The organism is Chryseobacterium sp. Marseille-Q8038 (assembly GCF_965111995.1).
Genome location: NZ_CBCOPN010000001.1, coordinates 1,717,992 through 1,742,886 on the forward strand (window position 1 = coordinate 1,717,992; position 24,895 = coordinate 1,742,886).

Below are 24,895 nucleotides of genomic sequence, written 5' to 3' on the forward strand. Positions count from 1 at the left end.
TGCAAGATGGCAGGCTTTAGCAACGTATTGAAAAATCAAAAAATGAAACCGAGGGATATTTCATTAAAATGCTTCTCCTCATAAAATAAGATAATTATTCTTATCGTGTGTTTTTAGAACCGTGGACATTTCAATCAATTCAATCCCAATTTCTTTTTGATTGTTTCCATTTCTGTTTCCAGTTTTTTAATTGTGACTTTTTGCTCTTCTATTTCATTCTGCTGATCCTGAATAGCTTTTGTAAGTGCAGGAACAAGAGAAGCATAGTCGACGGCCCAGGCTTCTTTTGTGTCATCTTTCGGTTTATAGACCGCCTCAGGAATTACTTTATAAAGATCCTGCGCCAGGAATCCGATTTTATGTTGTGTTTTCTGTACAGGATTAACAGCAGGTTTTCCTTCTTTAATTTGAGTATTAGCAGATAATTCGTATTGTTTCGGCTGCAATGCCATAATGGTACTGAGACCATATCCTATTTCTTTAATCTGAGTTTTTAAACGCATGTCCGAAGTATTGACAAAACCTCCTGCCGCACTCACCAGCCCGTTACCGTCAATAGTCACTTTCGTACTGCCGTTATAACTGTATTTGAATCCTTCTGCACCAAGATAGATCTGAGTAACAGAACCATTCAGCGTGTTGTATCCGCTTAAATCAAGATGTCCTTTGGTAGCTGCAACTTTATTTCCGCCAATACCACCTACTTCTGGCCTATTCATATTGATATCACCATTCCCATCAATATCGAGTGTGCTATTGGCATTATTGGCATAATAATATCGAAAACCTGTAGTACCTACTGTTACCTGAGCAAATGCCGGACTACTGCTGTTCCCTTTTAAAGTAAGAAGCCCATTATAGGCATTAAGAGCATTCCCTGCTGCACCAAAGGCGGTAATATCACCATCTCCGTTGAAATTAAGCTTTCGGTCTGCATTATAAAAATAATCACCACCACTGGCCTGACTTAGCTTAAATTGGGCAACATTATTATTCCCTGCTATAGTAAGAGCACCGCCTATATTATTGATTGTTCCTGCATTGACTCCTCCTTCAGTGGTTTTGGTTGAAGAATTAAGAAACATATCCATAGAACTTCCCGTATCATTAGTAAGCCTTAAAAGAGCCGAAGCATTGGTTCCGGAGTTTGTATTACTGATGGATGTAAGTCCTGACCCATTCACATTACTTCTGAAGTATAAAGCTTTATCTAAATAATCAATCGCTGTATTTTGCAAAAGTGTACCACCAAGTCTCACATCCTCTCCTACAGCAGTAAGTCCATTACTTGCTGTAATATTGGTATTTCCTGAGACTTCCCATGTAGAAACAGCGCCTGTAAGTCCGGTACTGATCAGCTGCAGGCTTTGGTTAGGTCCTATTGCGGCACTTGCACTTCCATTAATTGTTTCTGAAGCCGCAGGAGTTACCGTAACCGTAAAAGCGGTGTTATTCTTAACGGTATACATACGTCCTCTGAAATTGCCTGTTCCTGAAACAGCTGCCGGAAGGGTGAAAACAGCATTGGCCGCTCCGTTATACGAGATGTGAAAATCTCCCGAAGTCATGGCATAAGCTGCAGAGGTAACAGAAGAGTATTTTGCAGCCAAGGATCCGTTAACATCCAGGGTTGATCCGGGTTGGGCCATGTTGATCCCCACACTTTGAGCAGATCCAATGCTGTAAGAAAGCAAAGCGGCCGCGATTGATAATGCATTAAAATTTTTAAACATTATGATATGATTATGAGTTATTGATAAAGTGAATAAATCTTAGGAAATTAAACTGTATAATGATTTTATGATACAGCAGCTATTGTAAGTTTTAGATTCTCTGTAAACAAACCGTAGATAGTGCTAGCTGGTACCCTGAAAAATCTGAATGAAGAAAATTATAAAAATATTTTTTCATTGTTTCCTGTTTTTAATAGTACAAAACTATAGGTTACAGAATCGTTTTTGAAGAAACAGGTGTAAAGAAATCTCCATCTGTATGTGGAAAAATTATGACAAGCTGTATAAGGAAGAAACCACTATTAATTTGTATAAGAAGATTAAATCCACAACTGTTTTTTAGCTCCAGAATTCTATAAATAACTATTTTACAGAAGTATGAATAATTAGGATCGGCTTTCTGAAAAGATTATCTTTATACAAATGAAATTTTTACCAATCATGAAGTTAGAATTATATCAAATAGATGCCTTTACAGATGAGATTTTCCGTGGAAATCCGGCGTGTGTTGTTCCATTAAAAAATTGGTTACCAGATGAAACTCTCTTAAAAATAGCCCGTGAAAATGCTGTAGCAGAAACAGCTTTTTTCATTGATAACGGCAATACGATTCACCTGAGATGGTTTACTCCTGAAATAGAGATGGATCTGTGCGGACATGCTACCCTTGCAACGGCTCATTGTTTGGCCACCATCTTAAATTATAAGAGCAATAGAATAATCTTTGATACCAAAAGCGGTGCATTGACTGTAGAAGTAAAAGATGGGATGTATTATATGGATTTCCCATCAAGAATGCCTGAAACAGCTACTCTTCCGGATATTATCACCCGAGCTCTTACCATACAGCCTAAAGAAGTCTTCAAATCCAGAGATTATGTGCTGGTATATGATGCTGAGGAGGATATCAAAAACATAAAAATTGAAAGATCTATTTTTGATCTTATCAATCTGGATCCGGGAGGTGTTATCGTGACAGCAGCAGGTACGGACAGTGATTTTGTCTCAAGATATTTTACTTCACAGTCCTCCATTCTTGAAGATCCTGTTACCGGCTCTGCCCACTGCTCGCTTATTCCTTTCTGGTCTGAAAGATTAGGAAAAGATAAGCTTTTTGCCCGTCAGATCTCTGAAAGAGGCGGCCAGCTTTATTGTGAAAACAAGAATGAAAGAGTGATTGTGGCAGGGAAAGCCAAAACGTATTCTGCAGGACATTTTTGGACTGAATAAAAAAGATTTCAGGAGATCTTGCAGCGCAATGATCATCATGGGATATTCAGCAATAAAAAGGCCTTGAATCAAATGATTCAAGGCCTTTCTGCATAAATAATCTTATTTTTCCGATGAACGTTCTTAAGAGAGAACTATTCGGTTCATTTCTCAATGAAATTTATAATGGTTATGTTTAGCGTTTGATTACTTTTACAGTTTTTACAGTGCCATTCACTGAATGTACTATCACCTGATAAATACCCGGTAAAAGAGCTGAAAAATCAAGTGTTCCTTTAGTATCATTGATTACTTTAGCAAGTACCTCTTTTCCCGCTGTATTGTAAACTGCTGCTGAAAGAATTTTCTGATCCAATGAGAGGTTCAGAATATTATATACCGGATTAGGATAGACTTTAAGCTGATCTGCATTGAATGAGGATTTATCCATGTTCAAACCTTTGTTTGCTGAAGTTCCATTAATCATTACATTATTTGCAGGACATCCAACAGGTGTAAAAATTGTTCTTTGAGTATCTCCTCCATCTCCCAGCTCTCCGTGGCTATTAGTACCAGAGATCACTAAAAGTCCGTTCGTGTTGATAGCCAATGTATTTTGAGCTCCTGCTGAGATGCTTTGCCAGTCGGTGGTAGTTCCGATAAGCATTGGAATAGATCTGTGTACTGTTAATCCATCTCCCAATTGTCCTGAGGCATTATATCCCCACGTCCAAAGCGTTCCATCTGTTTTTACAGCTATAGTGGAACCATTAGTGCCGCTGCTAAAATTCCGCCAGTCTGTTGCAGTTCCAACCTGTATAGGTAAGGTTTTATTCACTGTTGTACCATCTCCCAATTGTCCCCATCTATTATCTCCCCAGGCCCAGATTGTACCATCTGTTTTGAGTCCCATCGAATGAGTCCTTCCTCCCTCAATAGCTTTCCAGTTTGTAGCTGTTCCTATTTGCATTGGTAAGGTTTTATTCACTGTTGTGCCATCCCCTAATTGTCCAAACTTGTTATCTCCCCAGACCCAAAGTGTTCCATCTGTTTTGATAGCAAGCGTATGATTACCTTTGGAGGATACATTTAGCCAGTCAGTAGCTGTTCCTATTTGTATAGGTAGGGTTTTGTTCACTGTTGTGCCATCCCCTAATTGTCCACTCTTATTATTTCCCCAGCCCCAAAGCGTTCCATCAGATTTTATGGCAGCCATATTACCATCTCCGGTTGCAATATTTACCCAGTCTGTTGCTATTCCCACTTGTATAGGTAAGGTTTTATTCACTGTAGTTCCATCTCCTAGTTGCCCGTCATAATTCCATCCCCAAGTCCACAGTGTTCCATCTGCTTTTATTCCTGCCGAATAAGAAAGTCCGGCTACTATTTTCACCCAGTTATCAGAAGTTCCTATTTGTGTGGGTATATTTCTGTTAATGGTAGTTCCATCTCCCAGCGCACCATCAGAGTTATCTCCCCAGCCCCATAATGTTCCGTCTTTTTTTAATCCTATGGAATGATTAAGACCGGCACTCACATTTTTCCAACAGCCTGGTTCAGTTGCAGGAAGTGTAGTAAAGGATCCGCCTTCCAGCCAAACCGCCTGGCTGAATCCGCAATCAGAGGCCACCCACCAGTAATAAGTAGTTGCAGGCATCAAGTTTGTTAAATTTACGGTTGTAGAAGCAGTCGTTCCATTATTTCCACTCATCGTAGGATTTGTGCTATACATGTACAAATAGCCTTTGCTGGGAGCTTGGGTTGCTGCCGTCCAGCTAATAGTAGCTGCTGCCGAAGTAATATTATTTGTTGAAAACTGTGTCGGAGAGATGCAAACTTCAGGGCAGGCAATCTCTACAAACGAATCTCTTTCAATAGTGGTATCATCGCCTAACTGACCTGAGCTATTTAAACCACAAGATCTAAAAGTACCATCGGTTTTTTTTACAAGAACATGATTTTTTCCTACATAGATCTGAAGGTTGTCCGTAGAAGAGCCTACTTGTGTAGGGGGAAATGTGGCACTTGAAGTGTCGTTTCCATGACCCAATTGTCCAAAAGCATTATATCCCCATGACCAAAGGGTTCCATCTGTCTTTGTTGCAAATGCAGCTCCATTTTTAGCCCCTATATAAAGCCAGTCGGTTGCTGTTCCAACTTGCTGCGGGATTTTTTTTGAAACGTTAGTGCTATTCCCTAATTGCCCGTAAACATTCTGACCCCATGCCCAGAGTGTTCCATCTGTTCTCAGACCTAATGAATAGCTATCTGCAGCGTCAACATTTTTCCAATTCGTATCTGTTCCTATTTGTGTAGGGACCTTTTTTAAAATGTTAGTTCCATCTCCATGCTGTCCTGAAGTATTAGTACCCCATGCCCATAACGTCCCGTCTGTTTTGATTCCTAAGACAAACTTATATCCTGTATCAATACTTTGCCAGTTGGTATCTGTTCCAATTTGCGTTGGGGTCTTTTTTGAAATGGTAGTTCCGTCTCCCAATTGTCCGGAATCATTACGTCCCCACGTCCATAGCGTTCCATCTGTTTTGATTCCTACCGAAAAGTCCTCCCCAATACTAACGCTTTGCCAATTCGTATCTGTTCCTATCTGTGTTGGAATATTCTTTATACCGATAGTTCCATCTCCCAATTGCCCGTAATCGTTACGTCCCCAGCCCCATAATGTTCCATTATTTTTAATAGCGAAAGTCATGTTACCTCCGGAACTGACCATTTTCCAGTCGGTAACTTTTCCTATCCGGCGTGGTACTTTTCTGGTCATCGAGGTTCCGTCACCTAATTCTCCTGAAAAATTAGTTCCCCATCCCCACAGTGATCCGTCTGTTTTGATTCCTGCTGAATGCTCATTTCCTGCATTAAGACTTTGCCAACATTGCGCAAAGGAGTGTATACTGATGAATACACCTAATAAAAGTATTTTTCTCATATTTTAATTTTCATGATATTTTCCTACTCGTATAGCTTTTCGGTTCCGCTTCGTTTACATGGTTTCTGAACTCCATACCACAAGTAATCCGAACATCCAAAAACACCTCAGAATCAAATGAATTCATAGAGAAACAGGGATATTAATCAATGAATAAGCGTTGATTTTAAAAGAATTTTGCAGATGTCAGCTCTGGCCCTTAAGAAATTTTAAGGACTTACTGTTGTTTTAAATTACTGGGAAAAAAGAGCGTGTATTCGTAAAAACAAATACGGTGTAGTTTTGTTCATTTTCATGGTTTAATTAGTTTTAAGGTTTAGTTTTTTAAGGAAACAACATGATCAGTTATAATGCCTTTTATGCCGTTCAATGCAAAAATAGATTTTTATGATGACTCACAAAATACCATAGATCAAGATTTTTCAGCAAGGCCGGAATATCATTATTCTTTTTTGCAGGAAAGATTTATACATCAAAAAGTATAAGAAAGTAAGTGCTTAAGATTACTGAAACATTCGCTTTTGCTGGTTCATAGATAGACAGACCGTCTATTTTTAGAAACATTGCTTATATTTGAATGATGTCATGAGTCATCTGTTAATTTAAAAACGACCATTATTCAAAATAGAAAATGAAAATCATCATTACTCTTTTACTTTTTATCTCCGGAATTTTGTTTTCTCAAAATCAAAGATTTGTCTATGAATATTCCTTCAAGATGGATACCTTAAACAAGGATAAGGTGGAAAAGGAGATTATGAATCTCGATATTACCAAAAAGGGATCTTATTTTTACAGCGCTTTGCTTATTACGCGGGATTCTCTTTTCAATGCGGAACTTGAAAAAGGAAAGGTTTCAAATACCATCCATATTGACTTTAGAAAGATCCAACATCCGAAAGCCAATTTCAGGGTTTCCAAAATGTATCCAGGCTTGGAAACAGTGTACCACACTTCCCTTAATGCCAGTAATGTTGCCGTAAAAGAACTCAATAAAATCAATTGGGAGGTTCTTCCGGAAACAAAAACTTTCGAAGGTTTTAAAGCGCAGAAGGCTACCACCCATTTCGGCGGAAGAAACTGGATTGCATGGTTTACCACTGACATTCAAATTCAGGACGGACCTTATAAATTTTGTGGCCTGCCCGGCTTGATCTTACATATTGAAGATGAAGAGGGAACTCATATTTTCAATATGGTTGGAAGCCAGAAGCTCAACGACAGCTTTTCACTTATCGATGCAAAAACGGCAGAAATCTTCCTGACAAAGGAAAAATTCAATAAACTTTGGCATGAATACATAAAAGATCCTGCTAAAAACATCAAACTAATGCACAGCTCCTCCGGAATGTCAGAAACCATAATGTTTGATTCAAATACCAAAAATCCCCTGAGCAAACAAGAATTAATCAGAAACAAAGAAACACGCGCAAAGGAATTCTTAAAACGATTCAATAATTTTATAGAAAAGGAGTTGTACAAATAATTTCAGTATTAGATCATCTTCGTGAACTACACGTTCCCTACTTTTTATCTTCATTAAATTTTGGGATTATTCTTCAAGATTAATACCTCTTTTTTCTTACTCCATCTTAGCCAAGACCTATTATAAGCATTTTTACGCCTTCTGAAATAAATAATAGTTTCTGCTGTTTAATCTTTGCTGCCTCAGTAGCTGACATCCCAACGGATCCTGTAAATATCAGATCGTATATTTAAAATAATTGGATGGCATTACGCTACTACTTTATGAAAAGGTAAATTAAAATTTATCTTTTTGCCTGTATATTGCATTATGTTGTAGAACTGTTGTAGCACTGTTGTAGAATGTTGTATAATGCTGTATTACGTTGTAGCATTGTTGTACCAGCTTGTTGGTTTAAAATGTTTTTGTAGTACATGAATATACGTATGTAATACGTATGTTAATTTTATATGATTCCCTGTTTTCTTTATCACTTTTGTAAAAATTTAAAACAAGTAATTTATTTACTAAAAAATTCTACGATGAAAAAATTTGTATTACTTACAGCATTTTTAATGGCCTTATACAGTAAAGGGCAAGTTGGTATTAATACCAGTAACCCTCAAGGTGTATTCCATATTGACGGAAATAAGGATAATGCTGCAACAGGAGTTCCAACAGCATTGCAGCAGACTAATGATGTTGTAGTCACCCCCACAGGAAGTGTAGGACTAGGAACCGTTTCTCCCAATAGCTCTGCAATATTAGACATCAGTTCCGGAAGTAAGGGGATTTTATTGCCCAGACTAAGCTTACAAAATCTTACTGATGGGACTACCGTTTCCTCTCCTGCCAACGGTCTGGTGGTTTACAATACCAACGCAGCCATTACCGGAGGTTCAGGACTCTATTATAATAACGGAACACCAGCGTCTCCCAGCTGGTTTAAGATGGCCAGTATCAATGACATCCCAACATTTAACACATATGCGCTGTCTGCTATGCAGGGGTTTAGTGCAGCAAATACCTCTAACGGATCTTATACTTATGACCAGATGGTAGGCTCTTGTACGGCTACTAATAGCCTTTGTCCAGTCCCTTCCTCCACTGTTTTTAACCCTGTTTATACTATTACCTTTGATAAAAAAAGTGTGAATACAGATAAATATTTTTTACTGTCATTGGATTATAAACTTGCTTTTGCAACTATAAATAATATTGTTCCCGTTAAAACCCATTGGGTACAATATGATATAGAGCTCATCCTGAATGGAGCTGTTATCAGAACTTTTTCTTCTATAATTAGTATTGCGGCAGGAGGATTCGCAGCAGTAAATTCAACCAAGCTATTTACAACAAGCCTAACGGGAACTACTCTTTTAAATACTAATAATATACTGCAGGTCAGAATTAAACCCACTCAATCTCTTATAAAGTATAATTCAGGAACAGCAGATGGTAATTATGCAACAGGAAATGCTCATTTGCTGGACATAACAGTAACAGATGTATCCTTCCAGTTATTTGAGAAATAATATATCAACCATACGGATTGTCTTTTTAAAGAAAATTCCCCTATTGTTAAACTTCTGTTTTGTAAACGAAACAGAAGTTTTTTCATTCCATATGGTAGCTCTTTTATTGTTCTGAGAGTACAAAAACTGATGCTTTAAACATCTTATTTACCCCTTTGCAAGAATTTTAATGATAAAAATGAATTCACTTTAACTATTCTCCTTATTCTCATAGAATATACCAAAAGAAACCGCAGGGAAACGGGTTTTCATTTATCAGCGAATTTATGGAGGATCATTCTTTCGTTTGAGCTGCTTTTTAACGGTCCTGTAAAGGATCAAAAAAATCAAGAGATTGCCATACGAATAAAGTAAGTACAATTAACTTAACAACAAATTACGGGGGAAACAGAGTATATTTCTATTTTAATTTCCAGCAATATTCTGAATCCATATATACAGGTCTTCATTAGAAGGAATATTAAATTTTTTGCGAATATTATATTTGCGGGTTTGCACGGTGCGAGGAGATGTAAAAGTAAATTCTGCAATATCTTTAGTAGAAAAATTAAGAAATAAATAAGCACAAAAAGTAATCTCACTGGCTTTTGAGCGAGGGGAAATTTCCAATAATTCCCTTCTGAACTCAGGATATATCTCATTAAAACGGGTAAAAAATTCAGGTGAATTTTCTTTAGCCAGCTGTACCAGTTCATCAATAGATGAAGATAATTGCTTCTTAAGAATTTCCGTTTCCTTTTCTTTCTCCATAATCAGTAGATCCTTTTGTTTCTGCCTACTTTTATTCGTTTTATATAAAACAGCAAATAAAATAATGCTTAATAAAATGACCCCTATCATGATATAATAAAAAACATTTTTTTTCTGTTTTTCATTTTCAATATTTTCATCGGTAATTCTCCTGATCGGAATATCTAAGATATTTCTTTCCACACTATTGAGACTATCATTTAATGCAGTATATTTTTCCAAATATTCATTGGCTCTTTCGATATCATTCTGTTTCTTATAGTTTTCATAAATACGTTGATAAATTACTCTCTCAGACTTTTTCAGTCCAATTTTTTTGACTACTTGTAAAGACTGGAAATAGTATTTCAATGCTTTTTCATATTCTTTCTTATAAAAATAAAGCTCTCCATAAGACAGTAAAACTCTGGATCTACTTTCGGCCGGGGCTTGACTGGATAATAAATTGGCCTTATTCAGGTAATACTCTGCTGAATCCAGCTTTTTGCTTTTGAGATTCCTTTCAGCACGAGAAACGTATAGTTCAGAATTCACAGGTAATTTACGTTCCATTGAATACACGGAATCCATTAAACCTTTTTCCGCGAAAGCAATCATTTTCTGATTGTATATATAATTTAGCCCTCGGTTTCTTTCTTCTTTATCAGATATATTGTAGGCAAGCCGAATAGCCTTATTAAAACTCAAAAGAGATTCCTTATATAAGCCCAAACCATGATAGTTCTTACCATAAATTATATTCAACCTTGTAATCAAAACGGCCCTCATTAAATTCTCTCAGCTTTTTCTCTGAAATCGAAAGAAAGTAAAAACTCTCTTTATTCCTGTTTAGCCCACATAAATAATCAGCTAAATTCATATATCCTCTGATCTCCCCTTTGGTATAATTTAGCTCCTTAGACCGCTTCAGCAATTTCTTTTCCATAGCAATCACTCCATTATAATCACCATTTTCCATTAGCCTTTTAGTTTCTTTTGTTTGCAGGCTGTCTATATCTAATTCGGAATATACCTGTCCGTTCAATTTTATCGTAAAAATCAGTAATAAAAAGAAAATTATCCACCCATTTCTATTTTTTAAAATCATAATTTTAATCTTAAATATATTTTTTATAAATACATTACTGAACATCCCCTTCTAAGAGAGTAATCTACCTGCCAAAATAGATGCAGATAAGATATAAATGGTCACTTTTCTTTTAATTTGCAAAGATATTATATAGGAGGTAATTTTGCCAGAATTAAATGATTTTCACAGCATTTTGAGTCTGTTTTCTGTAATAATTTTTAAGCGATTTAAAAATTGCCGCACAATTACCACAAACTTTTTGAGTATTTTTGAAAATTACAGTAATTGCTACAAATAAAAAAACCTTGAATCATTTGATTCTAGAACATTCAATACTTTTGATAATAGTCATACAATCCTAAAGTTCAAGGATGAAGAATTTTCCAGAAAATTCGAAAATTAATTTGGAAAAGATGTAATTAAACTGTATAAACTTAAATAATATTTCTAATAATAGCCTATTTCTAAAATATAAAATAAACTAAAGTGTGCTGCATTGTATTTTTATATTTCAAAAGTATTTTATCTTAATTTTATTTGTAATTTAACAATCTGAGCTAAGTGTCATATATAGAATGATTTGGTGCAAACCTGAGATATATCCATATTGTAACAAGAAAAAAGATAATTAAAAGATTGCAATAAAATAGTACCATGATAAAATCTGTCAATATCAAATTGTTATTAGTCCTTCTTGCCATTGTTTTTGCATTTGATTTAGTATTTATAGCTATGGATCATAGTTCTTGGCGGTTTTTTACCAAGCCACTTTTGTTACCTATTATTATCTGGTTTTATTTTACGTATTCTAAACAAAATGTATTTCGGATCAACCAATGGTTTTTGTCTGGATTAATTTTGAGCTTTTTGGGTGATATGTTTTTGTTATTTGGATGGGGATTTATGCCCGGTTTGGGAAGCTTTTTATTGGCTCATATTTGTTACATCGCTTATTTTTTTAAGATTAAAAAGAAAAATGCATGGAGTTGGCTTCCCTTTGTTTTTCTATATTTAGGTTCATTTATTTACTATATATATCCCTATTTAAACGAAATGAAGATACCCGTGGTGATTTACGGAATTACCATTGCTACGATGCTGTATTTTAGTATCAGTACTTATTCTTCATTATTAATCCTAGGAGCGATTTTGTTTGTAATATCAGATTCTGTATTGGCCATTAATATGTTCGTACAGGATAGTATTGGGAAAGAACTTGTTGTGATGATTACTTATGTTTTAGCCCAATTGATGCTGGTGTTGGGAGTGGTTGGTATTGAAAAAAAGAACAGAATTATTCGATAAAATCAAGACTTATGAAAAGATTTTTTCATAGTATCGGGCTATTCTGTCCATTGGATTTTACTGATCCTGTTACTTATTTTATTCCCGTGTTTATCTTGTTGATATTAGGGGAAATATTTTTGTATCAAATTCCTCAAAAAGTATTCACAAAAAGACTCATCAAAGATAATGTATCGAGTATCGGGTTGGGTATAGGGGCAGTAATGTTAGACTTTGGGATGAAAGCTATTTCATTATCCTACTTTTTTTGGATTTACAATCATTTTAGACTTACTGATATTTTCGGGATCAAAGATTTCAACAAATTCTTCACTTTAAATTGGCATGCAGATCACTGGTGGCTTTGGTTATTGGTTATGATTGTTCAGGATTTTGGCTTTTACTGGCATCATCGGTTGAGTCATAAAATCAGATTATTCTGGACAGGTCATGTCAATCATCATTCGGCTACTCATTTGAGTCTTGCTATTGCATTGCGTCAAGGATGGTTTGAAATCATATATCGGGACATTTGGTATATCCCTTTTATCATTATTGGTTTTCATCCTATTATGATTGCTATGATGCATCAATTTAACTTGATTTTTCAATTTTGGCCGCATACCAATGCTATTGGAAAATTAGGGTGGTTCGATAAAGTATTCAATTCTCCATCCAATCATCGGGTGCATCATTCTCGAAAAGTTGAAGATTTAGATAATAACTATGGGGGTATTTTGATGATTTGGGATCATCTTTTCGGCACGTACAAAGCGGAAGAAAAGAAAACGACGGATTACGGTATTTATCATAACATTCATACTTATAATGTTTTTCATATCGTCTTTGATGAGTTTGGAAATATGATAAAGGATGTCCGAAATGCACCTACATGGAAAGCGAAATTGGGGTATATATTCAATGCTCCGGGCTGGCATCATAATGATAAAGATGAGCGGATTTCTACTTTGAAGCGGGAATTAGAAGAAAAGATGAATTGATGGTTGTCTTGCATGAAAACAAATACGATTCTCGTCAGGTATGCAATTTTTTCATAGCAAGTAAGAATAATCTAACCTATAACATTTGACCGTCTGATTTTATAAAACTAAAAGATTTCATAACAAAGCGTCATAAAACAGTAAACTATCTGGTTGTAGACCAGCTTGACCGTTTTAGCCGTATAGCTAATGAAGCCTTTACAATGGCGAATATCAGTATAGCCGACCGGAAATCAAGCAATTTAGGACATAAAAAAAGGAGACATTCAAAAATGAATGTCTCCCTAAGCGGAGAGTGAGGGATTCGAACCCCCGGACCTGTTACAGTCAACAGTTTTCAAGACTGCCGCAATCGACCACTCTGCCAACTCTCCCTAAACTCCGGCTATACCGTTGTTTTCAGTGGTGCAAATATAGAACGATTTTTAATTTCTGCAAAACTTTTCCTACACAAATTTTAACAAAACTTAATAATAGACTAGGAATCAGGGGAATTATTTTTTATAAAAAATAATATATAAATAAAAATTATCCTGTCTAAATAGTCTTTTGATCATACCTTACATTTTGTGGCAAAGGTAATGACAGTGTTTTATCGACAACCTTTTGTCTCATCAATGATTTTTTATTGAAATGTCTTGATATATTTTGAGATAATTCTTTAAAATTGTCTGATCCATCTTTTCCCTTATAATAAAAAATCTTTATGGATTTACAATTATTATGTTCAAATAAAGTATTCAATAATGTCCTATCTGAAAGTCCGCAAGAATGCCCCATAATGTATATTTGATAATCATCAGCTTCAATCCAGTTTAACAATTTTCTATAATTAGAATTATTCAAATACATAAAAGATTTAATGTTTTCAAGAAAATCATTATCATTTGTCTTTTCCAAAAACTTATAATGATCATCCATCTCATCTCCAAAACCAAAATTAATTGGGTTAATAACATCATTTAATTGACCATGAATTTGTATATGTGAAGATTCACCAAAAAATCTTGAATTTTTAAAATTTAAATTAGTAACATAATTTTCTACATTGGAAGTATAGTTGAAATCCAAAAAGAAATTTTCATAAGCGCTATTTGATTTATCGATGTATCCTTCTGAAAATAAATAATCAAAATCTTCGAGTTTTTTTCTGTAGTCGGGTGGGAATTCTAAATAGAATGGATTATCCTCATCATATTGTGATTTTAAATTTTTAAACTTATACTCAAATAAACTTAAAATAGATTCACAATGAGAATAAGAAGTACTAAGCTGATATTTTTTTTCAATTTTTTCAGTTAAATAATATTCTAAAAGATTTTTTATTGAAGTGAATTCTTGGTTTAGTTGTTTAACAGTGCCTATATGCATATATTTTCCTTCGCCTGTAATTAATGATATCAAAACTTGGTAATAAGAGTTTTCAATGTCCACCCAATTAATTGCCTGTCTAACTGTTATTAATTCAAAAAATTTATTCTTAAAGGAAAATACTTTTTGATAATCCTCATCAAAAGATAAAGTGTTTCTATAAAAAAGGTTAAAACTTGTAGAACCATAATGAGAATCTTTAAACATATAGTTACTACTCCTATAATTAAATTTCATTTTACTACAAAAATCTTTATAGTCTTGATAACTTAGCTCGTTTGTAGACAAGTGCATCTCGTCAATTTCAAATAATTCCATAAATAATGGATTAGTTGTTGTTTGATGAAATTCCTGCCAAATAAAATTTAAAAATGAAGAATATGATGTGGGCAATCCATGTGCAAGATCAAACCCATTTCCTACAATGATTAATCTATTCATTTAATTTTAATTTTCTGTCTTAGTTTCTCTCAAATATAATTCTTTTCTTTATAAAATATAAATTACAAGAAAATTTAATAATTCTATCCCATATAGATATTGTCTTTATTTTATAGTATTATTTTTTCACTACATTTGTAAAAACACAGGTATCCTATGACAATGGAAAAACTAAGAACTTTAAGAAAGCAGAAAGGCTATACTCAGCAGCAGATTGCTGATCTTCTTGCCACCGATGTCTCCAACTATAGCAGAAAAGAAAATGGAGACGTCAGAATATTTGATGACGAATGGGAAAAACTGGCTAAAGCTTTGGAAGTTCCTGTAGAAGATATCAAAGAAGAGAAAACATCTCAGATACAACACAATGACAAGCCTACTCTAAATGATAATTCAAGTATTAATTACAATCAATACTGTAATATTCCAGAGTATTTATTAGAAAACCAGCAGGAATACATTAATCTTCTGAAAGAGCAGATTAAGGCTTTAAAAGAAGAAAATGAAAAATTAAAAAAGGGATAATCTCCTCTACATAAAGAACAAAACGGCTTCCATTATTAGAAGCCGTTTTTATTTTATACCTCTAAAAAGCTTCTATTCACGGTCTACAATTGCAATGTAGCTATTTTTTAAAAGACCGGAAGGATATACAAACTGATCACCATCTTCTCCCTTTACTACAATAGCTCCCTGCTCATCGTTCAGGCATTTGTCCAGCTGGGTTTTCAGATCATTAAGTTTTCCATGAGCAGCCTCAATAATATAAGTTCCTGTAACATGGGTGATTTTGATAACTTTGGTTTCCATATACTGTTTTGATTAGGAATTAAATGTAGGAATTTTACTTTAAGTATGAAGATATTTTCAGCAAGATAGACAAACTGGCAGATACAAACTCGTTATTATAATGCCTTTCAGTGGAAGCCATTTTTCTTTTATTATTATCAAAATATCCATTTACCCACTTCTAAAGCCCCTAAAGCCACTTCAATAAGGGTCGGGAGACCGTTCACCAACCCCCTTTACCCCCTTACCCAAGGGGGTATAGCCCCTTCACTAAGGGGGCAGCACCCCTTCCGAAGTGGCTGGAAACCGTACATGAACACCCTGCAGAGGGTTATACAAGTCCCTTGAGCCCCTTGAGCAAGTCCCTCCAGACCCTTTCAAAGGGTATATACCCCGTCAGTCATCAGATTGTATTATATTTGTAAGGTTTCAATACCATAATAAAAACTAATACTACTATTATCAGATGCTTATTCAATCCTTTATTAAAAAATCGGTTATTACCGCTTCATTAGCCATCACCTCTATGGCTTTTTCCCAAAAAATGCCTATTTCTGTTCTTCCTTCCGGCCATCTGGTGGTAGGTGCTGAAATAGATGGCAAAAAGGGAAATTTTATTTTTGACACAGGTGGAGGAATCAATCTTTTCCTGGGAAACTTTTCCAAAGGTCTGGAACCCAAAGAAACGTATAACTATTTAACCGCTTTTCGGGCAACCGGTGAGAAAATGACCATTCCTCTTTTCAAATCAAAAGAGATTATTTTTAATGGTAAAAAATTTAAAGATACCTGGTACTCCACGCATGATATGGAGATGAAAGGAATTGACGGTTTAATTTCCCTTCCAATGCTTTATGATACAGAGTTTATCATAGACTATACCACCAACGAGCTTATCTTTCCCAAAGAAAAACTGAATGGCAAGAAAGTGATGGATATCCAGCTTTCTACCAATGCAGACCAATCGATGGATATTACAACCTATGTGCTTCTGAACAATAAATATAAGATTAACGTTCTGCTGGATTCCGGTTCCGGCAAAGATTCTTTCTGGCTGAGTGAACGCCTGATGAATACGATGGATATCAAAAAAGAAGGCCTGAATGTGGTGGAAAAGAAAAGTGAATTCAACCCTGATCTTACTACCAAGTTTTATAAAAGTGATATCGGCTCTATTTCTACCCCTTTTGCCACGGTTGAAAAGCCTAAGGTCTTTTTTGTAGACGGTCTTATTTATGAAGGTAAAACAAGCATCAACTGGCTGGGGAAAAAACTGGGATTCAATCTTAAGGAGAAGAAAATCTATATTCTGGATTAGAAATATAATTACAGAAAAACGGTTGTTTTAGAATTGTCATTCTGACGAAGGAAGAATCTTATGACTGTATGAGATTCTTCCTGCGTCAGAATGACAATGTGGAGAGGTTTGAATATAGGAGAAACCACCCCGTCAAAAATTCTCTGAATTTTCGCCACCCCTCCGGGGGAGGGGAATGATTGTGTCTCAGTTGGAATGTTTGTCATTCCACAGGAATCTCAGCTTCGTTAAAATACTTTAGATTCCACGTTTTAGTTTGCTCTGCTTGCTTCACATTTTACTTTCCTGCAGGCTCGAATAATTCAATCTTATTCCCTTCAGGATCCAGGATGTGCACAAACTTTCCGTATTCATAGGCAGCAACCTCATCCAATACCGTTACCCCTTCTTTTTTCAGTTCTTCTACCAATGCTTCAATATTTTCTACATGGTAATTGATCATAAATTCTTTGGCAGAAGGTTCAAAATACTGAGTCGACTCTTTAAAAGGGCTCCACAGCGTGTATCCTTCTTTCCCGGACTCTGCGTCCTTCCAGTCGAATTTCGCTCCGTAGGGACTGGTGGGTAATCCAAGGTGGGTTTTGTACCAGTCATTTACTTGTTCCGGATCTTTACACTTAAAGAAGATTCCTCCGATAGCAGTTACTCTTTTCATTTTTTATTTGTTTTTGTTCAGTCTATAGTTTTCTGATGCAAATTTAATTTGTTTTGCTGTTTCACAAATATATTAATGTTTTGATTATCTATTTCACGAATTTCTCATTGGATATTTGATATGAAGAAATATTTTTGTTGGAAAACGCAAAGACGCAAGTAATATTAAAAAAGCCTGTTATAAGGCGCAAAGATTTTATCTCCGATAAAATTGATAACGTATACTCTTTGCTCAAAATCTTCGAGTTTATTGCGCCTTAAAACTATACATAAAGACTAGAAAAACTTTGCGCCTTTGCGATTATCCAACAAAAAAACATTAATGCTGTTGGGGAAACGCAAGGGCGCTAAGTAGATATAAAACATACTGCTGTAAGGCGCAAAGATTTTATCTCCGATAAAATTGATAACGTATACTCTCTGCTGAAAATCTTTGATTTTCTTGCGTCTTAAAACTATACATAAAGACTAGAAAAACTTTGCGCCTTCGCGATTATCCAACAAAAAAAATATAAATGCTGTTGGGGAAACGCAAGGGCGCTAAGTAGATATAAAACATACTGCTGTAAGGCGCAAAGATTTTATCTCCGATAAAATTGATAACGTATACTCTTTGCTGAAAATCTTCGAGTTTCTTGCCTCTTAAAACTATACATAAAGACTAGAAAAACTTTGCGCCTTTGCGATTATCCAACAAAAAAACATAAATGCTGTTGGGGAAACGCAAGGGCGCTAAGTAGATATAAAACATACTGCTATAAGGCGCAAAGATTTTATCTCCGATAAAATTGATAACGTATATTCTTTGCTGAAAATCTTCGAGTTTATTTAGCCTTAAAACTATACATAAAGACTAGAAAAACTTTGCGCCTTTGCGATTATCCAACAAAAAAACATAAATGCTGTTGGGGAAACGCAAGGGCGCTAAGTAGATATAAAACATACTGCTATAAGGTGCAAAGATTTTATATCCGATAAAATTGATAACGTATACTCTCTGCTGGAAATCTTCGATTTTTTTGCGCCTTAAAAAATTTACATAAAGTAGAAAAACCTTTGCGCCTTTGCGATTATCCAACAAAAAATACTGTTGGAAAACGCAAAGGCGCAAATAGTATTAAAAAAGACTGCTATAAGGCGCAAAGATTTTATCTCCGATAAAATTGATAACGTATACTCTTTGCTCAAAATCTTCGATTTTATTGCGCCTTAAAAAATTTACATAAAGTAGAAAAACCTTTGCGCCTTTGCGATTATCCAACAAAAAATACTGTTGGAAAACGCAAAGGCGCAAATAGTATTAAAAAAGACTGCTATAAGGCGCAAAGATTTTATCTCCGATAAAATTGATAACGTATACTCTTTGCTCAAAATCTTCGATTTTATTGCGCCTTAAAAAATTTACATAAAGTAGAAAAACCTTTGCGCCTTTGCGATTACCCAACAAATTAAAGATACATTTGAAAAACAAAAAAGCGCACCCATAAGGTACGCTTTGTATTGTATAAGTTGAATACGATTAGTGTAATTCAGCTAAATATTTTTCTGCATCCATTGCAGACATACATCCGCTTCCTGCAGCGGTAATAGCCTGTCTGTAGATATGATCCTGAACGTCACCAGCAGCAAATACTCCCGGAAGATTCGTTCTTGTAGAACCTTTTTCAGTAAGAATATATCCGTTCTCATCAAGATCTACCTGACCTACGAAGATATCTGTATTCGGTTTGTGACCAATCGCAATAAAGATCCCTTCAACATCCACTGTAGATTTCTCCTGAGTCTGGTTATTGATGATCACAGCTCTTTCTACCAAACTGTTTTCTCCTTCAATACCGATTAGCTCGTGGTGGAATTTCACTTCAATATTCGGAGTGCTTTCTACTCTGTGAACCATTGCTTTTGAAGCTCTGAAAACGTCTTTTCTTACCAACAGGGTTACTTTCTTACATAATTTCGCAAGGTAAGTAGCCTCTTCAGCCGCAGTATCTCCCGCTCCTACTACCACTACATCTTTTCCTCTGTAGAAGAATCCGTCACAGGTAGCACAAGCCGAAACACCACCTCCTGCATATTTTTTCTCATCATCAAGACCTAAATATTTTGCTGTAGCTCCTGTAGAGATAATAACTGTTTTAGCAAGGATTTCTTTGTTTCCTGCATATAATTTGTGAACACCGCCTACTTCCTTAGAGAATTCAGCTTTAGTGATCATTTCGTAGTGAACTTTGGTTTCAAATCTTTCTGCCTGTTTTTGCAGATCCATCATCATTTCAGGACCTGTAATCCCGGCTGGATACCCTGGGAAGTTATCAACTTCTGTAGTGGTTGTTAATTGTCCGCCCGGCTCCAGACCTGTATACAATTCAGGTTTCAAGTCTGCTCTTGCTGCATAGATAGCAGCGGTGAAGCCAGAAGGCCCGGATCCAACGATCACACAATCTAAAATGTTTTGCTCCATAATTTACTTTATTCGAAAAGATTTAATTTGAATTAAGACTGCTAATTTCGGAATTTTTAATTTCTCCTTAAAGTTATTTTAATGATACTTGTCAATATCTGATATGTTGAATTTCGATAGAAGTTGTTTTTGGGTTCGGGATTCGGGATTCAGGTTCTGGGGTTTGGATGCAAAGATTAAAAATTTCTGTTTTCATAACCTGCATCAAGCATCACATACTCACTTCATCACCACGTATCACGTAACTCATTACCACGCATACCGTTTACACTTTCATCTTAATCTTATCTACATTGATAATTTTATATACCAATTCTCTGATCAGTTCCGCATCACCCATATTCACTGCTCCAAGCCCTTTTCCTTTCATATCAAATTCGCGAAGAATAGAAATAACCCTTGTAGCATGCTTTAAAGGATAAAGTCTTGCACTTTCTGCATAGTCTTTAATAAAATAAGGATTCACTCCCATTTGTGAGGCAATCGTTTGTGGAGACTGCCCTGCCATAGTCTGATAGATGATAACGTTTGAAAAATAATTATACAGGCTTGCCAGCATCATGACAAAAGGATTATTCTTCGGATTTTTTCCCATAAAATGGGCAATTTTAAAGGCTGCATTGGCATTTTTAGTTCCCAAAGCCTTCTGAAGTTCAAAAATATTATATTCTTTACTGATCCCGATATGGTTTTCAACAATCGATCCGTCAAGAATCTCTCCTTCTTTAAGAATGATCTTTAGCTTATTCAGTTCATTAGCAATTCTTGAAAGGTCGTTCCCTAAGTATTCTGCAAGAAGATGAGAAATATTGGGAGCCGTTTTGATAGACAGCTTTATACATTCATCTGAGATCCATTTAGGAAGATTATTTTCCTTTACAGATTCACTCAGGAAAAGAGCTTTGGCTTTGTCCAGGGCTTTCGCCGCTTTTTTTCTGCTGTCAAGTTTCTTATGTTTATGCGCAAAAACCAGCACTGTAGAGGGCACCGGATTTTCTACATAAGATTCCAGAATTCTGTTTTCCTCTTCATTGAATCTTAAATCCTGTGCTTCTTTTACAATAATCACCTGCTTATCACCCATCATCGGAAACTGTCTCGCCAGGGAAAGAACTTCCTGATAGGACGTATCTTTTCCGTAGGTAACCGTTTGGTTGAAAGCTTTTTCATCTTCTTCCAAAAAGTTGTGCTCAAGGGCTTTTACCGCAACATCAATAAAGTAAGCTTCTTCTCCGTGGAAAAAATAAATAGGTAAAACTTCTTTATTTTTAATATTTTTGAGGATTAAATCTAATTCTTTCATCTTACTAATGGAACTTCCAAAACTGAATTTTCAGGAAACTTTTGATTTTAAATTCAAGAAAGACAAAGATAAGTTTTTTATTTATGATTTGGTTCGTAAAACTTATCTTCTGCTCACTCCTGAGGAATGGGTCAGACAGCACTGGATACACTATTACCTTACCGTAAAATCCTACTCCACCTCTGCCCTGATTACCGAAAAAAAGATTGTGCTGAACGGTCTTACCAAACGAATTGATCTCCTGATTACAGAAAAAACAGAACCTGTAATTCTGATTGAATGTAAAGCTCCTCAGATTAAATTAACAGAAAAGACTTTTGAACAGACAGCCAGATACAATTCCATTATCGGAGCAAAGGAAATTATCCTGACCAACGGACTTCAGCATATCAATGCTTACTATAAAGACGGACAGTATCAGTTTTACAGACCTGAATAGCACAAAATCATTTCCGTTTATCAATATTGATTGGAACGGTAAACAATTCCCATCCTTTGGAGGGGTGGCGAAAATTCAAAGAATTTTTGACGGGGTGGTTCACAAAAATACTACTTCACAACTATATTAATTATTATGAAAATAAAAAACATCATATTCGATTTCGGAGGGGTACTCATGGACTGGAATCCCAGATATTATTTCAAAGCGTATTTTAATGATAATGAAAAAATGGAATACTTCCTTGAAAACATCGCTCAGGATGAATGGAATGTAGAACAGGACAGAGGAAGAAGCCTTGCCGAAGGAACAGAAATTCAGGTGAAAAAATTCCCGGAATGGGAAAAAGAGATCCGCGCTTTCTATGACAACTGGACTGTGATGCTGAAAAGCGATATTCCACAGAATGTAGAGGTGCTTCGAAAGCTTAAAAATACGGATTATCATTTATTCGGACTGACCAACTGGTCTGAAGAAACCTTCCCGTATGCATTGGAAAACTATGATTTCTTCCAGATCTTCGAAGGTAAAATTGTAGTATCCGGAACAGAAAAACTGATCAAACCTGACCCTAAAATCTGGCATGTATTGCTGGAAAGATACAACATCAAAGCAGAGGAATCTGTTTTCATAGATGATAATACGAAGAATATTGAAATGGCAAAATCACTGGGATTTATTACAATTCAGGTTTTCCCGGAGACAGACTTAGCAAAGGAATTGAAGAAATTTGGAGTTGAAGTTTAGTCCTTTTAAATATTTTCTTAATTTTAATACTGTTTTTATCAATTTCTAACTCACAAACAATTAATTATGATACGTTCCATCTTATTAACCACCATGATGATCACCTCGGGAACCTTTTTCAGTCAGAAACTTAAAACTGTTTCTTATCAGGATGGTTCACAGAAACTGAATGGTCTCATTACGTCCAATGCAGGAAAAAAACTTCCGGGTGTTTTGATTCTTCCCGCCTGGAAAGGTATTGATGAAGAAGCTAAAACAGCAGCTGCAGAGCTTGAAAAACAAGGTTATATTGCCTTTATCGCTGACATTTACGGAGAAGGGAAAATTCCTGCCGACAATGAATCTGCGGCAAAGAGCTCAGGATATTATAAACAGAATTATCAGGAGTACCAGAAAAGAATTTCACTGGCATTAGAACAACTCAAGAAAAACGGAGCCATTTCTGATAAAATAGCAGTTATCGGTTATTGCTTTGGGGGTACAGGTGCGTTGGAATCTGCAAGAGGACATCTGCCTGTAGCGGGAGTTGTTTCTATCCATGGAAGCCTCACGAGAGATCAAAGCAGAAAAAATGAGCCCTTAACTGCAAAAATTCTGGTTGAGAATCCGGCTGATGATAAAAGTGTGACTCCGGATGATTACAATAACCTCATCAAAGAAATGAACGATGGAAATGCCGACTGGCAGATTATTACGTATGCCCATTCCAAACATACGTTTACAGATCCGAAATCTCCGGATTATAATGCAACAATGGCCAAAAGAGCATGGAATCATACCTTGATGTTCCTGAAAGAAATACTGAAATAGAATTACTACCCAAAATAAAAAAGGCAAATCCACTGAACTGCGGATTTGCCTTTTCTTTTTTAACTTTATATTTTTATCCGGTTATGGTTTAGCTTGCAGCTCAACATCATATTTCTTTGGGGAATATTTGGTCAGAGAGCCTGTAGCAGCATCAATTCCCACTCCTATTGCTCCTCCGAGAATAATATTCAGTAAGGTCACAGCATTAAATTTTTTGGTAAGCTTAACTTCTTTCTTCTCAAATCCTTCTTTTTCAAAGGTAACCATCTGCTTACCTAAAGCTCTTGGAATTTTAGTTGTACAAGGTGTTGTACATTTTTCTATTCCTTTGTGAAACACTTTTGCCCCTTCAGGATTTGAAGAAAAAGCTATTGAATCCTGGGTTCCTGTAAAAATGGTTGCACAAGAAGTGGTAGAAAGCGCAATCCCCAGCATCAATACAATTGATAATTTGTTTTTCATAGATTTTAATTAGTTCATTTTTTTAAGTCCGCGAACTTACAAAATAATTCAAAAACAAACGCTATCAATGGATGCAAATATCTCACAAAACATAGTAACCATAAGGATTACAGGATAATAAATCACAAAAGCGCACCTCAGTGCGCTCTTTCATCAATATTAGTTTTTACCGGTACCTTTTATTTTTTTATAATGGGTAATGAACCCGCGTTTCCATTACTGGAGCGCCAGTTGACATAATAAGTTCCTGATAATCCTTTTTGAAGATCTATCGGCAGTTTATTAACCCCTGATTCTATATCTGTCTTATATCCATATAATGTTTTACCTGCAATATCAGTTACCATTACCGTAATGGTCTCTCTTCCTGAAGCGGTATACTCAAGTTCTGAAAATCCACTGCTTGGGTTGGGATAAAGTTTCGCTTTGTTCTGCCCAGCGGAAGTTTTACTAAAAGTTGAAGTTATAGGAGTACATGGGTTAGTATCACATATGTAGCAGAGAAATTTAGTACATTGAAGAAGATATGTTGTGGAAGTAGTACGGGTAAGAGTTACTCCATATCCATAACTGCTATTTGAGCCAATATCGTGAAATAATCCACGATCCATCTCAGGTGTCCAGCATCCCGGAATAATGGTTGTAGCTCCTCCAATTGCCATTGGGATTGGATAATAACGGCTTGTAAGACCCGGATTAGGAAAAGATACTTTAAAAGTACGTATTACAGGTGGGCTTCCTACGGTCGTAAAGACATCCGGAAGTAAAAAATTTTGAGTAGTAATCTGACCTTCTGGAAAACCTTTTGTTTCTACTATTGAACCTGTCTTAAACTGCAATGATACCGAAGAAGGAACATATCCGGGAGCATTAGGTAATGGGACCGGGGATTGGTCCTCTCTCTTTACACTTACTGTTGTACCTGATGGATTAACGGGAACAAACTGAGCACTTAAAACTGTACTGCAAAATACAGCAGCTACAAGAAGAAAACCTGCTTTTCTTCCTCTTAAAAATGATTCTGATGATCTAAAGATCGTTGTTAAAGTTTTTTTCATAAAGTAATATTTTGGTAATAGCGTTCTTTGTTATTTCGGGACGCTGCTT

The 24,895-nt window shown here is 35.7% G+C and carries 22 protein-coding genes and 1 tRNA gene; 10 read left to right on the forward strand and 13 right to left on the reverse strand.

All coding sequences use genetic code 11. The features are described 5' to 3' along the window. Positions 1 to 134: 134 nt before the first annotated feature. Positions 135 to 1,733 carry a tail fiber domain-containing protein gene (locus ACWPWS_RS07945; RefSeq protein ID WP_454046162.1) on the reverse strand — a complete coding sequence of 533 codons (1,599 nt, stop codon included), beginning with the start codon at positions 1,731 to 1,733 and terminating at the stop codon, positions 135 to 137. Between the two features lie 441 nt (positions 1,734 to 2,174). Here ACWPWS_RS07945 and ACWPWS_RS07950 point away from each other — a divergent pair, with 441 nt between their 5' ends. Further along, positions 2,175 to 2,963 carry a PhzF family phenazine biosynthesis protein gene (locus tag ACWPWS_RS07950; protein WP_454046163.1) on the forward strand — a complete coding sequence of 263 codons (789 nt, stop codon included), beginning with the start codon at positions 2,175 to 2,177 and terminating at the stop codon, positions 2,961 to 2,963. A 175-nt stretch (positions 2,964 to 3,138) separates the two neighbouring features. Here ACWPWS_RS07950 and ACWPWS_RS07955 read toward each other — a convergent pair whose 3' ends face one another. Beyond that, positions 3,139 to 5,889, reverse strand: coding sequence for an RCC1 domain-containing protein (locus ACWPWS_RS07955; protein WP_454046164.1), 2,751 nt, complete (start codon positions 5,887 to 5,889; stop codon positions 3,139 to 3,141). Positions 5,890 to 6,520: 631 nt separating this feature from the next. On the opposite strand from ACWPWS_RS07955, the gene ACWPWS_RS07960 reads away from it, so the two are divergent. Continuing rightward, positions 6,521 to 7,375 carry a GLPGLI family protein gene (locus ACWPWS_RS07960; RefSeq protein ID WP_454046165.1) on the forward strand — a complete coding sequence of 285 codons (855 nt, stop codon included), beginning with the start codon at positions 6,521 to 6,523 and terminating at the stop codon, positions 7,373 to 7,375. 521 nt (positions 7,376 to 7,896) lie between these two features. After that, positions 7,897 to 8,889: a hypothetical protein gene (locus tag ACWPWS_RS07965; protein ID WP_454046166.1), complete on the forward strand. Its 993-nt coding sequence runs from the start codon at positions 7,897 to 7,899 to the stop codon at positions 8,887 to 8,889. A 405-nt stretch (positions 8,890 to 9,294) separates the two neighbouring features. On the opposite strand, the gene ACWPWS_RS07970 is transcribed toward ACWPWS_RS07965, so the two are convergent. After that, positions 9,295 to 10,236, reverse strand: coding sequence for a tetratricopeptide repeat protein (locus tag ACWPWS_RS07970; protein ID WP_454046167.1), 942 nt, complete (start codon positions 10,234 to 10,236; stop codon positions 9,295 to 9,297). A gap of 127 nt (positions 10,237 to 10,363) precedes the next feature. Further along, the gene (locus tag ACWPWS_RS07975) at positions 10,364 to 10,726 is read right to left on the reverse strand and encodes a hypothetical protein (RefSeq protein WP_454046168.1); all 363 of its coding nucleotides are present in this window, start codon (positions 10,724 to 10,726) and stop codon (positions 10,364 to 10,366) included. Between the two features lie 636 nt (positions 10,727 to 11,362). Between ACWPWS_RS07975 and ACWPWS_RS07980 the strand changes: the two genes are divergently transcribed. Both ACWPWS_RS07980 and ACWPWS_RS07985 read left to right on the forward strand, forming a co-directional pair. Beyond that, on the forward strand, positions 11,363 to 12,013 hold the full coding sequence (locus ACWPWS_RS07980) for a lysoplasmalogenase (RefSeq protein ID WP_454046169.1): 651 nt from the start codon (positions 11,363 to 11,365) through the stop codon (positions 12,011 to 12,013). Positions 12,014 to 12,024: 11 nt separating this feature from the next. Further along, positions 12,025 to 12,993, forward strand: a complete 969-nt coding sequence (locus ACWPWS_RS07985; RefSeq protein ID WP_454046170.1) for a sterol desaturase family protein — start codon at positions 12,025 to 12,027, stop codon at positions 12,991 to 12,993. A 289-nt stretch (positions 12,994 to 13,282) separates the two neighbouring features. Here ACWPWS_RS07985 and ACWPWS_RS07990 read toward each other — a convergent pair. Together ACWPWS_RS07990 and ACWPWS_RS07995 are read right to left on the reverse strand one after the other, a co-directional pair. Then, positions 13,283 to 13,367, reverse strand: a tRNA-Ser gene (locus ACWPWS_RS07990). A 163-nt stretch (positions 13,368 to 13,530) separates the two neighbouring features. Next, complete coding sequence (locus tag ACWPWS_RS07995; RefSeq protein WP_454046171.1) at positions 13,531 to 14,805, reverse strand: AbiH family protein; 1,275 nt, start codon at positions 14,803 to 14,805, stop codon at positions 13,531 to 13,533. Between the two features lie 162 nt (positions 14,806 to 14,967). On the opposite strand from ACWPWS_RS07995, the gene ACWPWS_RS08000 reads away from it, so the two are divergent. Continuing rightward, complete coding sequence (locus tag ACWPWS_RS08000) at positions 14,968 to 15,330, forward strand: helix-turn-helix domain-containing protein (RefSeq protein WP_348635051.1); 363 nt, start codon at positions 14,968 to 14,970, stop codon at positions 15,328 to 15,330. Positions 15,331 to 15,402: 72 nt separating this feature from the next. On the opposite strand, the gene ACWPWS_RS08005 is transcribed toward ACWPWS_RS08000, so the two are convergent. Continuing rightward, positions 15,403 to 15,615: a glyceraldehyde-3-phosphate dehydrogenase gene (locus tag ACWPWS_RS08005; RefSeq protein WP_209785091.1), complete on the reverse strand. Its 213-nt coding sequence runs from the start codon at positions 15,613 to 15,615 to the stop codon at positions 15,403 to 15,405. Between the two features lie 445 nt (positions 15,616 to 16,060). On the opposite strand from ACWPWS_RS08005, the gene ACWPWS_RS08010 reads away from it, so the two are divergent. Then, positions 16,061 to 16,912: a hypothetical protein gene (locus ACWPWS_RS08010; protein ID WP_123864451.1), complete on the forward strand. Its 852-nt coding sequence runs from the start codon at positions 16,061 to 16,063 to the stop codon at positions 16,910 to 16,912. Positions 16,913 to 16,920: 8 nt separating this feature from the next. Here ACWPWS_RS08010 and ACWPWS_RS08015 read toward each other — a convergent pair whose 3' ends face one another. From ACWPWS_RS08015 to holA, 4 genes are all read right to left on the reverse strand, one after another. After that, the gene (locus tag ACWPWS_RS08015) at positions 16,921 to 17,118 is read right to left on the reverse strand and encodes a hypothetical protein (protein ID WP_454046172.1); all 198 of its coding nucleotides are present in this window, start codon (positions 17,116 to 17,118) and stop codon (positions 16,921 to 16,923) included. Positions 17,119 to 17,189: 71 nt separating this feature from the next. After that, positions 17,190 to 17,567, reverse strand: a complete 378-nt coding sequence (locus ACWPWS_RS08020) for a VOC family protein (RefSeq protein WP_454046173.1) — start codon at positions 17,565 to 17,567, stop codon at positions 17,190 to 17,192. A 1,518-nt stretch (positions 17,568 to 19,085) separates the two neighbouring features. Beyond that, complete coding sequence (gene trxB / locus ACWPWS_RS08025; RefSeq protein WP_105683490.1) at positions 19,086 to 20,027, reverse strand: thioredoxin-disulfide reductase; 942 nt, start codon at positions 20,025 to 20,027, stop codon at positions 19,086 to 19,088. Between the two features lie 265 nt (positions 20,028 to 20,292). Further along, positions 20,293 to 21,330, reverse strand: a complete 1,038-nt coding sequence (gene holA, locus ACWPWS_RS08030) for a DNA polymerase III subunit delta (protein ID WP_209785095.1) — start codon at positions 21,328 to 21,330, stop codon at positions 20,293 to 20,295. A 7-nt stretch (positions 21,331 to 21,337) separates the two neighbouring features. On the opposite strand from holA, the gene ACWPWS_RS08035 reads away from it, so the two are divergent. The 3 genes from ACWPWS_RS08035 to ACWPWS_RS08045 all read left to right on the forward strand — a co-directional run bounded on the left by ACWPWS_RS08035 (position 21,338) and on the right by ACWPWS_RS08045 (position 23,326). Then, the gene (locus ACWPWS_RS08035) at positions 21,338 to 21,769 is read left to right on the forward strand and encodes a type I restriction enzyme HsdR N-terminal domain-containing protein (RefSeq protein ID WP_167029270.1); all 432 of its coding nucleotides are present in this window, start codon (positions 21,338 to 21,340) and stop codon (positions 21,767 to 21,769) included. A gap of 135 nt (positions 21,770 to 21,904) precedes the next feature. Next, entirely contained in the window at positions 21,905 to 22,516 is a 612-nt protein-coding gene (locus ACWPWS_RS08040) for an HAD family hydrolase (protein WP_209785097.1), read from the forward strand. Positions 22,517 to 22,582: 66 nt separating this feature from the next. Then, positions 22,583 to 23,326 carry a dienelactone hydrolase family protein gene (locus ACWPWS_RS08045; RefSeq protein ID WP_454046174.1) on the forward strand — a complete coding sequence of 248 codons (744 nt, stop codon included), beginning with the start codon at positions 22,583 to 22,585 and terminating at the stop codon, positions 23,324 to 23,326. A gap of 81 nt (positions 23,327 to 23,407) precedes the next feature. On the opposite strand, the gene ACWPWS_RS08050 is transcribed toward ACWPWS_RS08045, so the two are convergent. Then, entirely contained in the window at positions 23,408 to 23,788 is a 381-nt protein-coding gene (locus tag ACWPWS_RS08050) for a PEGA domain-containing protein (RefSeq protein ID WP_454046175.1), read from the reverse strand. Positions 23,789 to 23,967: 179 nt separating this feature from the next. Then, positions 23,968 to 24,846 carry a T9SS type A sorting domain-containing protein gene (locus tag ACWPWS_RS08055; RefSeq protein WP_454046176.1) on the reverse strand — a complete coding sequence of 293 codons (879 nt, stop codon included), beginning with the start codon at positions 24,844 to 24,846 and terminating at the stop codon, positions 23,968 to 23,970. Positions 24,847 to 24,895: the final 49 nt, after the last annotated feature.